Annotated in this window: 9 protein-coding genes and 1 pseudogene; 3 read left to right on the top strand and 7 right to left on the bottom strand. The window is 73.4% G+C overall.

The window, feature by feature from the left end; genetic code table 11:
• Positions 1–66: 66 nt before the first annotated feature.
• Both xylB and xylA read right to left on the bottom strand, forming a co-directional pair.
• Complete coding sequence (gene xylB, locus CA984_RS40585) at positions 67–1,446, bottom strand: xylulokinase (protein WP_086578666.1); 1,380 nt, start codon at positions 1,444–1,446, stop codon at positions 67–69.
• Positions 1,443–2,594 (bottom strand): xylose isomerase, encoded by a 1,152-nt coding sequence (gene xylA / locus CA984_RS40580; protein ID WP_086578665.1) that lies wholly within the window; start codon positions 2,592–2,594, stop codon positions 1,443–1,445. Before xylA ends, xylB begins: the two co-directional genes overlap by 4 nt.
• A gap of 78 nt (positions 2,595–2,672) precedes the next feature.
• Between xylA and CA984_RS40575 the strand changes: the two genes are divergently transcribed.
• On the top strand, positions 2,673–3,848 hold the full coding sequence (locus CA984_RS40575) for an ROK family transcriptional regulator (protein ID WP_086578664.1): 1,176 nt from the start codon (positions 2,673–2,675) through the stop codon (positions 3,846–3,848).
• A gap of 130 nt (positions 3,849–3,978) precedes the next feature.
• Here CA984_RS40575 and CA984_RS40570 read toward each other — a convergent pair whose 3' ends face one another.
• Both CA984_RS40570 and CA984_RS40565 read right to left on the bottom strand, forming a co-directional pair.
• Positions 3,979–4,200 carry a 30S ribosomal protein S6 gene (locus CA984_RS40570; protein ID WP_086578663.1) on the bottom strand — a complete coding sequence of 74 codons (222 nt, stop codon included), beginning with the start codon at positions 4,198–4,200 and terminating at the stop codon, positions 3,979–3,981.
• 77 nt (positions 4,201–4,277) lie between these two features.
• Complete coding sequence (locus CA984_RS40565; protein ID WP_086578662.1) at positions 4,278–4,727, bottom strand: MarR family winged helix-turn-helix transcriptional regulator; 450 nt, start codon at positions 4,725–4,727, stop codon at positions 4,278–4,280.
• Between the two features lie 73 nt (positions 4,728–4,800).
• On the opposite strand from CA984_RS40565, the gene CA984_RS40560 reads away from it, so the two are divergent.
• Positions 4,801–5,310 (top strand): VOC family protein, encoded by a 510-nt coding sequence (locus CA984_RS40560; protein WP_086578661.1) that lies wholly within the window; start codon positions 4,801–4,803, stop codon positions 5,308–5,310.
• 46 nt (positions 5,311–5,356) lie between these two features.
• Here the strand turns inward: CA984_RS40560 and CA984_RS40555 are convergent, their stop codons facing one another.
• From CA984_RS40555 to CA984_RS40545, 3 genes are read right to left on the bottom strand one after another with little or no spacing between them, the layout of a single operon-like run.
• On the bottom strand, positions 5,357–6,196 hold the full coding sequence (locus CA984_RS40555) for a bifunctional 5,10-methylenetetrahydrofolate dehydrogenase/5,10-methenyltetrahydrofolate cyclohydrolase (RefSeq protein WP_086578660.1): 840 nt from the start codon (positions 6,194–6,196) through the stop codon (positions 5,357–5,359).
• Positions 6,197–6,236: 40 nt separating this feature from the next.
• Entirely contained in the window at positions 6,237–6,857 is a 621-nt protein-coding gene (locus tag CA984_RS40550) for a cyclodeaminase/cyclohydrolase family protein (protein ID WP_086578659.1), read from the bottom strand.
• Positions 6,858–6,910: 53 nt separating this feature from the next.
• Positions 6,911–7,834 (bottom strand): DMT family transporter, encoded by a 924-nt coding sequence (locus CA984_RS40545; RefSeq protein ID WP_207621226.1) that lies wholly within the window; start codon positions 7,832–7,834, stop codon positions 6,911–6,913.
• A 160-nt stretch (positions 7,835–7,994) separates the two neighbouring features.
• Here CA984_RS40545 and CA984_RS40540 point away from each other — a divergent pair.
• A pseudogene (locus CA984_RS40540) lies at positions 7,995–8,365 on the top strand (hypothetical protein); the annotation flags it as partial.

Raw genomic sequence — 8,365 nt, 5'->3', positions numbered from 1 at the left:
GGACCGAGCGCTTCGAGGCCGACGCCACGCCGGCCGTGCGGGCCCCCAGGGCCGGGGGAGGGGCCGTCAGCGTCCGTCACGGGCCTCGGCGTAGCGGGCCCGCACGGCCGGCGTGGCGTCGGCCTCGAAGCGCTCGGTCCCGCCCCTCTCCCAGACCGGGGGCTCGGCACCGCCGCCGAGCAGCCAGGCGGCCTGCCTCGCCGCGCCGTCGGCGACGTACTCCCCCGGTTCGGGCACGACCACGGGCCGCCCGAAGACCGCCGGGGCGATCCGCCGTACGGCCTCCGACCGGGCGCCGCCCCCGATGAGCAGCACCCGGGCCGGGTCCAGCCCCAGGGCGTCGAAGGCGTCGGCCATGTGGCAGAGCAGGCCCTCCACCGCCGCCCTGGCCAGGTGGGCGGGGGTGGAGGTGCCCAGGGTCAGGCCGTGCAGCGACCCCGTGGCGTCGGGGAGGTTCGGGGTCCGCTCCCCCTCCAGGTAGGGCACGCAGACCAGCCCGCCCGCCCCCGCGGGGGCTTCAAGGGCGAGCCGCCCGAGCCTGTCGAGGTCGACCCCGAGCAGCCGGGCGGCGGCGTCGAGCACCCGTGCCGCGTTGAGCGTGCACACCAGCGGCAGGAACCGCTCGGTGGCGTCCGCGAACCCGGCCACGGCGCCGCTGGGGTCGGCGCTCGGGACGTCGGCGACCGCGAACGCCGTCCCCGACGTCCCGAGCGACACGACCACGTCTCCCGGCAGTGCCCCGACCCCGAGGGCCGCGGCCATGTTGTCCCCCGTCCCGGGCGCGAGCCGGACCGGCCCCCGGCCGCCGCGGGGGACGTCCAGCTCGCCCGCCTGGTCGCGGGGGCCCAGCACGCGGGGCAGCCCGGGGACGGCGCCGAAGGCCGCCTTCAGGATGTCGGTCCGGTAGGAGCCGGTCGCGGGCGACCAGTATCCGGTCCCGGAAGCGTCGCCCCGGTCCGTGACGAACTCCCCGCCCAGGCGCCACGTGAGCCAGTCGTGCGGCAGGCACACCCGCGCCGTACGGCGGGCGTTGCCGGGCTCGTGCTCGGCCAGCCAGCGGAGCTTGGTCACCGTGAACGACGCGACCGGCACGCTGCCGACCGCCTCGGCCCACTTCAGCGGACCGCCCAGCTCCTCGACCAGGTCCCGGGCGGCCCCGGCGGAGCGGGTGTCGTTCCACAGCAGCGCGTCCCGCACGACGGCGCCGGACTCGTCCAGGCAGACCATGCCGTGCTGCTGTGCGCCGACGCTCATGGCCTCGACGCCGTCCAGCCCGCCCGCCCGCGCGAGCGCCTCCTGGAGCGCCGTCCACCAGGCGGCCGGGTCGACCTCGGTCCCGTCCGGGTGGGCCGCGCGCCCCTGCCGCACCAGGGCGCCCGTCTCGGCGTCCCTGATCACCACCTTGCAGCTCTGGGTCGACGAGTCGACCCCGGCCACGAGGGTCATCCGCGGACCCCGAGGAGGTGCTCCAGGGCGAGCTGGTTCAGGCGGGAGAAGTGGAAGCCGCGCGCGGCGGCCCGGTCGACGTCGAAGTCGTCGCGGTGCAGGTCCTCCAGCGTCTCGCCGGGGGCCAGCGTGGGCTCGGACAGCTCGGCGACCCTGCTGGCGGCGAGTGCCTCGACGACCTCGGGGTCGGCGCGGTAGGCCTTCGCCTTCTCCCTGAGGATCAGGTAGGTGCGCATGTTGGCCGCGGCCGAGACCCAGACGTCCTCGGTGTCCTCGGTGCGCAGCGGCTTGTAGTCGAAGTGCCGGGGGCCGTCGTAGCCGCCGTTCTCCAGCAGGTCCACCAGGAAGAACGCGTTCTTCACGTCGCCGTGGCCGAAGACGAGGTCCTGGTCGAACCGGGGGCCGTGCTGGCCGTTGAGGTCGATGTGGAAGAGCTTGCCGTGCCAGAGCGCCTGCGCGACGCCGTGCGCGAAGTTGAGCCCGGCCATCTCCTCGTGGCCGACCTCGGGGTTGAGGCCGACCCGCTCGGAGTGCTCCAGCTCGTTGATGAAGGCGAGCGCGTGGCCGACGGTCGGGAGCAGGATGTCGCCGCGCGGCTCGTTCGGCTTGGGCTCGATGGCGAACCTGATGTCGTAGCCCTGGTCGATCACATAGGAGGTCAGCAGGTCCATGCTCTCCTTGTAACGGCTGAGCGCGGCCCTGATGTCCTTGGCGGCCCCCGACTCGGCGCCCTCGCGGCCACCCCAGCAGACGTAGGTAGTCGCGCCGAGCTCGGCGGCCAGGTCGACGTTGCGTATCACCTTGCGCAGGGCGTGGCGGCGCACGTCCCGGTCGTTGCTGGTGAACCCGCCGTCCTTGAAGACGGGGTGGGTGAACAGGTTCGTGGTGGCCATGGGGACCTTGAGGCCGGTCTCCGCCAGGGCCTTCTTGAAGCGCTCGACGGCCCTGTCCCGGTCCGGCTCGACGGCCAGCAGGTCGTCGTCGTGGAAGGTGACGCCGTACGCGCCGAGCTCGGCGAGGCGGTGGACGCTCTCCACCGGGTCGAGCGGGGCCCGGCTCGCGTCTCCGAACTGGTCACGGGCCTGCCAGCCGACGGTCCACAGCCCGAAGGTGAAGCGGTCCTCAGGCTTGGGCGTGTAGTCACTCATGGATGACCCTCCGATTTAATCCATTTTATGGACTTAATATGGGGCGAGGTGGTGGGATCGTCAAGAGGTGGGTGTTCCATGACGCAGGCCGTACGCCATGACTCGATGCGCGCCCGCAACCTCGGCGTGGTCCTCGGCGAGGTCCGGCGGAGCGGGCCGATCACCCGCGCGGCGCTGGCCGAGATCACCGGGCTGACCAAGACCACGGTGTCCAAGATGGTCGGCGACCTGCTCGGCGCGGGCATGGTGGCCGAGTCGGGCGCGCTGAGGGACGGGGAGCGGGGACGGCCGGGTACGGCGGTCGGCCTCAGCGGGCACCGGGTCGCGGCACTCGGCCTGGAGATCAACGTCGACTACCTGTCCGCGTGCGTCGTGGACCTCACGCTCTCGGTCCGGCTGCGCCGTACACAGGCTGTGGACAACCAGGCCGCTTCGCCTGTGGAAACTCTTGCTCACCTGCAAGAACTTGCCCACAGGGCTGTGGACGAAGCCCGTTCCGAGGGGCTGGCCATCGCCGGTTCCGCCCTCGCCGTCCCCGGCCCCGTGGACGACGGGCTGCTCCACGCCGCCCCGAACCTCGGCTGGCACGACGTGCGCGTCGGCGACCTGCTGGACTTCCCCGTGGCCGTGGAGAACGAGGCCAACCTGGCCGCGCTGGGCGAGCTCTGGTTCGGCTCGGGCCCGAGCGACTTCCTCCACGTGTCCGGGGAGATAGGCGTCGGCGCCGGCCTGGTGCTCGGCGGTGACCTGTTCCGCGGCGCCCGCGGCCTCGCCGGAGAGCTGGGCCACGTGATCGTCTCCCCCGACGGTCCCGCCTGCCGCTGCGGCGGGCGGGGCTGCCTGGAGCAGTACGCGGGCCAGGAGGCCCTGCTGCGGGCGGCCGGCCTGGACGGGGTGCCCGCGCTCGTGGCGGCCCTCCAGGCGGGCGAGCCCGGCGCGCTGCGCGCCTGCGAGCGCGCCGGGCGGGCGCTCGGCGTCGCCCTGACCTCCGCGGTCCACCTGATGGACCCCGGGACGGTCGTGCTGGGCGGCATCTTCGCCCCGCTGTTCCCGTGGATCCACGGTCCCGCCGGCGAGACGATGATCGCCCGGCTGGCCCGGATGCGCCACGCCGTCCCCGAGCTCACCGTCTCCCGGCTCGGCGGCGACGCCGCGTCCCTGGGCGCCGCCGGACAGGTCATCCACCGGATCATCGCCGACCCCGGCGCCCACCTGGCCGCGACCACCGCCCGGACGCCCCCCGGGCCGCGCTGATCCCCGGAAGGCCGCGCCTGTCGGCCGGCCCGGCTCCGGCCCGCGGCGATCCCCGGAAGGCCGCGACCACGGCCTGGATGAGGTCCGGAAGGCCGCGACCACGGGCCGGACGGGGGCCGGGAAGGGCCGGTTACAGGCCGGAAGGGTCCCGGCCCACGCTGATCTCCTCGGCGATCCGCCGGAGCCCGTGGTCGTCCAGGCCCGGCACGTTGACCAACCGCCGGCGGAGCACGGCGACCACCTGGGAAACGTCCGCCCCGGCGTGTCCCAACGCTACCTCGTGGACGGCCCTGAAGAGCAGGCGGTTCGCCTCGTGCTCGACGTCCGTCCCGGTCAGAGAAGCCTCCGCCATGTTGCGCACCCTCCTGTTGAGCCGAATGGTCGGGAGCAACCGTACGACGAGGGGCCGACGGGCGGCGGGAGGCCCGCTCAGGGGGCCGCCCTCTTCAGCAGCACCGCGCAGATCTCGGTGAGCCGGTGGAGCTGCTCGGGGTCGAGCAGGTCGAAGAAGCTCTGCCGTACCGCCTCGACGTGACCGGGAGCGGCGGCGGCGAGCACCGCGAACCCCTCGTCGGTGAGGACCGCCCAGCTCACACGCTTGTCGGCGGCACACCGCTCGCGCCGCACCCAGCCGCGCTCCTCCAGCCGGGCCACGGCGTGGGACAGCCGGCTCTGCGAGGAGTTGACCTCCGCCGCGAGCTCGCTCATCCGCAGCATGCGGTCCGGCGCCTCCGACAGCTTCACCAACACCGCGTAGTAGGCGTGCGGCATGCCGGAATCCCGCTGCAGCTGCCGGTCCAGCTCCTCCTGAACGAGCTGCGAAGCCGCCAGGAAGGTGCGCCAGGCACCCTGCTCGTCATCGTCCAGCCATCGCGTCACGGCCCCAGTTTACTTGAACTCTCAAGTATCGGGAGGTAATCTACTTGAGAGTTCAAGTTTCAGGGGAGGAACCATGCCGGTCCAGCGGCTCAACCACGCCGTCCTGTACGTACGCGACGTCGAGCGCAGCGTCGCCTTCTACGAGGAGGCCCTCGGTTTCAGAGTCGTCATGGGCATGCGGGGCGCCGCCTTCCTGCAGGCCTCCGGCTCCAGCAACGACCACGACCTCGGCCTGTTCGAGCTCGGCCCCCACGCCGGGGCGTCCGGCGCCGGCCGCTCCACCGTCGGCCTCTACCACCTGGCCTGGGAGGTGGACACCCTGGCGGAGCTGGAGCGGATCGCGCTCAAGCTCGGCGAGATGAACGCGCTGGTCGGCGCCTCGGACCACTCCACCACCAAGGCCCTGTACGCCAAGGACCCCGACGGCCTGGAGTTCGAGGTGTCCTGGCTGGTCCCGGCCGACCTGCTCACCGAGGAGGTGCTGGACGGGCGCAGCGGCATCAAGCCCCTCGACCTCGCCAGGGAGAAGGAGCGCTACGGCGCGCAGACCCGCGGCGGCCTCGGCGTCTCGATCCCCGTCTGACCGGCCCGGCCCCGGCGCCGCCTCCTGCGATCGGCCGCCGGGCGGCCTACTCCCGCGCGGCCTGCACGGTGTGCCACAGCAGGAGAGCGGTGGTCACCGGCCCCACGCCCCCGGGCACCGGCGTCAGAGCCCCGGCCCGCTCCGCCACGGCCGGGTCGACGTCGCCGACGAGGCCGCCGTCGTCGGTGGGGTTCGTACCCACGTCCACCACCACGGCCCCCGGCTTGACGTGCTCGGCCGTGATGAGCCCGGCCCGGCCGACGGCCGCGACCAGGATGTCGCCCGCCGAGGCCACGGCGGGCAGGTCGGCGGTGCGCGAGTGGCACACCGTGACGGTGGCGTGGCGGTCCAGCAGCAGGTGGGCCGCGGGCTTGCCGACGACCGTGGAGCGGCCGACCACGACCGCGTGGCGTCCGGCGAGCTCCACCCCGTGGTGCTCCAGGATCCGCACCACCGCCTCGGCGGTCGCCGGCGCGAAGGCGGGGAGCCCGGCCGCCAGGCGGCCGAGCGAGAGCGGGTTGGCCCCGTCCACGTCCTTGGCCGGGGCGATGGCGGAGGCGAGGTCCTCAAGCTTGGCACCCCCCGGAAGAGGGGTCTGCAGGATGATCCCGCTCACCTGGCCGTCGGCGCTCAGTGACTCCAGGCGCTCCCGGATCTCCGCGGCCGGCGCCTCCGGGCCCAGATCCACGACCTCGCACGCGATGCCGGCCTTGCCCGCCGCGGTCACGATGGAGCGCACATACCAGGCGCTGGACTCGTCGGCGGTGGCCGTGACCACCGCGAGCTTCGGGGGCCGGCCGGCGGCCGCGAGCTCGGCGGCCCGTTCGGCGGTGTCCGTCCGGATGGCGGCGGCGAGATCCCTGCCGGACAGGGGACGCGCACTCATCGGCTGATCTCCTCACGCCTGCCGGACAGGGGACGCGCACTCACCTGCTGATCTCCTCACGCACTGCGGCGGTAACCCTCTCGGCCCCGGCCGCGATCTCGTCCACGCCGGCCGCCCTGTCGGCCAACCCGGCGCGGACCTCCTCGTCCTTGATGCCGCCCAGGTTGACCTCGACGTTGACCCGGGCGGTGGTGGCCGCCGCCCGGGCGGCCTCCACGGCGGCGGCGACGTCGGTGATGACGTTGCGGTTGCCGACGGGCAGAAGCTCTCCGGCGAGTTCGACCAGCCGCCGCGCGGCGGCGATGGTCTGGGCCGGGGGCTCGGCGGCGGCGGCCAGCGCCCCGGCGATCGCCGCCGAGCGGGCGGCCTTCTCCTCGTCGGTGGCCTTGGGCAGCCGGTAGGAGTCGGTCACGGCGGTGAACGCCGCCGCGTCGTCCTCGGCGAGCCGGAGAGCGCGGTCCCGCAGGGCGTCCGCCTCGGCGAGGATCCGGTTGATCACCTGCTCGTGCCCGGCGTATCCGGGGCCGTCGCTGTAGCGGGCCACCATGCCCAGCAGCGCGGCGGCCTGGGCGGCGTGCAGGGCGGCCGACGCGCCCCCGCCGGGCGCGGGTACCCGGTCGGCCAACCGTTCCAGAAAGTCACTGATCGTCTGGTCGCGCATCCGCGCCTCCCCGGGCTGCCCAAGAGACCGGGGAGACCCCGATCTCTTGTTGATCACGTCGTGGACGTCACGTTACCGGGCTCGCGCGCCTTCCCCCCTCCCCGGGAGACGGCCACACCGGCGAGGCACAGCAGGCCGCCGGCGAGGGTCAGCCAGCCGGGGACCTCTCCGAGGACCGCCCAGGCCATCAGGACCACCAGGGCGGGGACCACGTAGGTCGTGGCGCCCATCTTGCCGGCGGTGGTGCGGGCGAGCGCGTAGGCCCAGGTGGTGAACGCCAGAGCCGTCGGGAAGACGCCCAGGTAGACGACGTTCAGCGTCGCCGGCAGCGGCGCGGCCGCGATCTCCGTGACGAGCGGGCCCGCGAACGGCAGGCAGGCGGCCGTCCCGACGAAGCAGCCGAACGTGGTGACCTGCAGGGCCGAGGCGTGCTTCAGCGCGGGTTTCTGGCAGACGACGCCACCGGCGTACGTCACCGCCGCGAGCAGGCACAGCAGGACGCCGACGATCGACGCGCGGCCGCCGTCGGACATCGAGATCCCCACCACGACGGCGCCGGCGAACGACACCGCCATCCCCGCCAGCAGACGAGGCGGGAACCCCTCCCTGAGCAGCCAGCCGCCGAGGAGCGCGATCAGCATCGGGCCGACGTTGACGACCATCGCCGCCGTCCCCGCGTCCACCTCCTGCTCACCCCAGTTCAGGACGACCATGTAGAGGCCGAACCACAGGATCCCCGAGCCCAGGATGCCGGGCCACGCGGCGCGCGGCGGCAGTCCCTCGCGTCGCACCAGCCAGATGACGCCGAGCACCACCGAGCCCGCCAGCAGCCGGCCCAGGGCCAGGGCGCCGGGGGAGAAATACTGCGCGGCGCTGCGGATGGCGACGAATGCCGAGGCCCACAGCACCACGGTGACGCCCGCCGCCAAGAGCGCCCGACGGTCCACGCGGGTCTCCGGCGCGATGATTTGCTCCATACGTGGAACTTTAGGGTCCGGACACTTCGCCCCTCGCCGAACTGTTCACAGTGAAGATCCACCGCGTGCGGGCGCCGGGATGGTGGCACCCCTGGGTTGGAGCACGAGGGAGGGGGTATGGCGTGCCCCCAGTCCGCCACCGCCTCTGAGGAGGGACGACATGTCTTTCAACCCGCTACAGGAGCGAGGCATCCCGCTCGACAAGCAGTTGCGCAACTGGCGTGAGCTGAACGTCACGCCGATCGATCCCGACCACAGCGATCCCTACACCCGCTGCCGGATCATCGCGATGAACGGCATCGAGGTGGAGGCGATCCTGTTCAGCCACCAGTTCAACCGGCACTGCCCCGACCCGGCCGTCAAGCAGCAGCTGGCCCGGGTCCGCTACATCGAGGCCCAGCAGCAAAAGGCGGTCAACTGGCTGCTGCCCGGGCTGGCCTCGGTGCTGGAGACCACGATCGCCTACGAGCAGGTCGCGGTCGACCTGACCGCCTGGGTGGCGCGGATGGAACCCGACCCCTACCTCAAGCA

The sequence above is a fragment of the Streptosporangium minutum genome, from assembly GCF_002149035.1.
GTDB classification, from domain to species: domain Bacteria; phylum Actinomycetota; class Actinomycetes; order Streptosporangiales; family Streptosporangiaceae; genus Streptosporangium; species Streptosporangium minutum.
Note: the sequence above shows the minus strand (reverse complement) of the source record. Positions and strands in the feature narration are given on the sequence as shown.

Coding starts and splice junctions, on each gene's coding strand:
- xylB (WP_086578666.1), bottom strand. CDS start 1,446: ATGACCCTCGTGGCCGGGGTCGACTCGTCGACCCAGAGCTGCAAGGTG.
- xylA (WP_086578665.1), bottom strand. CDS start 2,594: ATGAGTGACTACACGCCCAAGCCTGAGGACCGCTTCACCTTCGGGCTG.
- CA984_RS40575 (WP_086578664.1), top strand. CDS start 2,673: ATGACGCAGGCCGTACGCCATGACTCGATGCGCGCCCGCAACCTCGGC.
- CA984_RS40570 (WP_086578663.1), bottom strand. CDS start 4,200: ATGGCGGAGGCTTCTCTGACCGGGACGGACGTCGAGCACGAGGCGAAC.
- CA984_RS40560 (WP_086578661.1), top strand. CDS start 4,801: ATGCCGGTCCAGCGGCTCAACCACGCCGTCCTGTACGTACGCGACGTC.
- CA984_RS40555 (WP_086578660.1), bottom strand. CDS start 6,196: ATGAGTGCGCGTCCCCTGTCCGGCAGGGATCTCGCCGCCGCCATCCGG.
- CA984_RS40550 (WP_086578659.1), bottom strand. CDS start 6,857: ATGCGCGACCAGACGATCAGTGACTTTCTGGAACGGTTGGCCGACCGG.
- CA984_RS40545 (WP_207621226.1), bottom strand. CDS start 7,834: ATGGAGCAAATCATCGCGCCGGAGACCCGCGTGGACCGTCGGGCGCTC.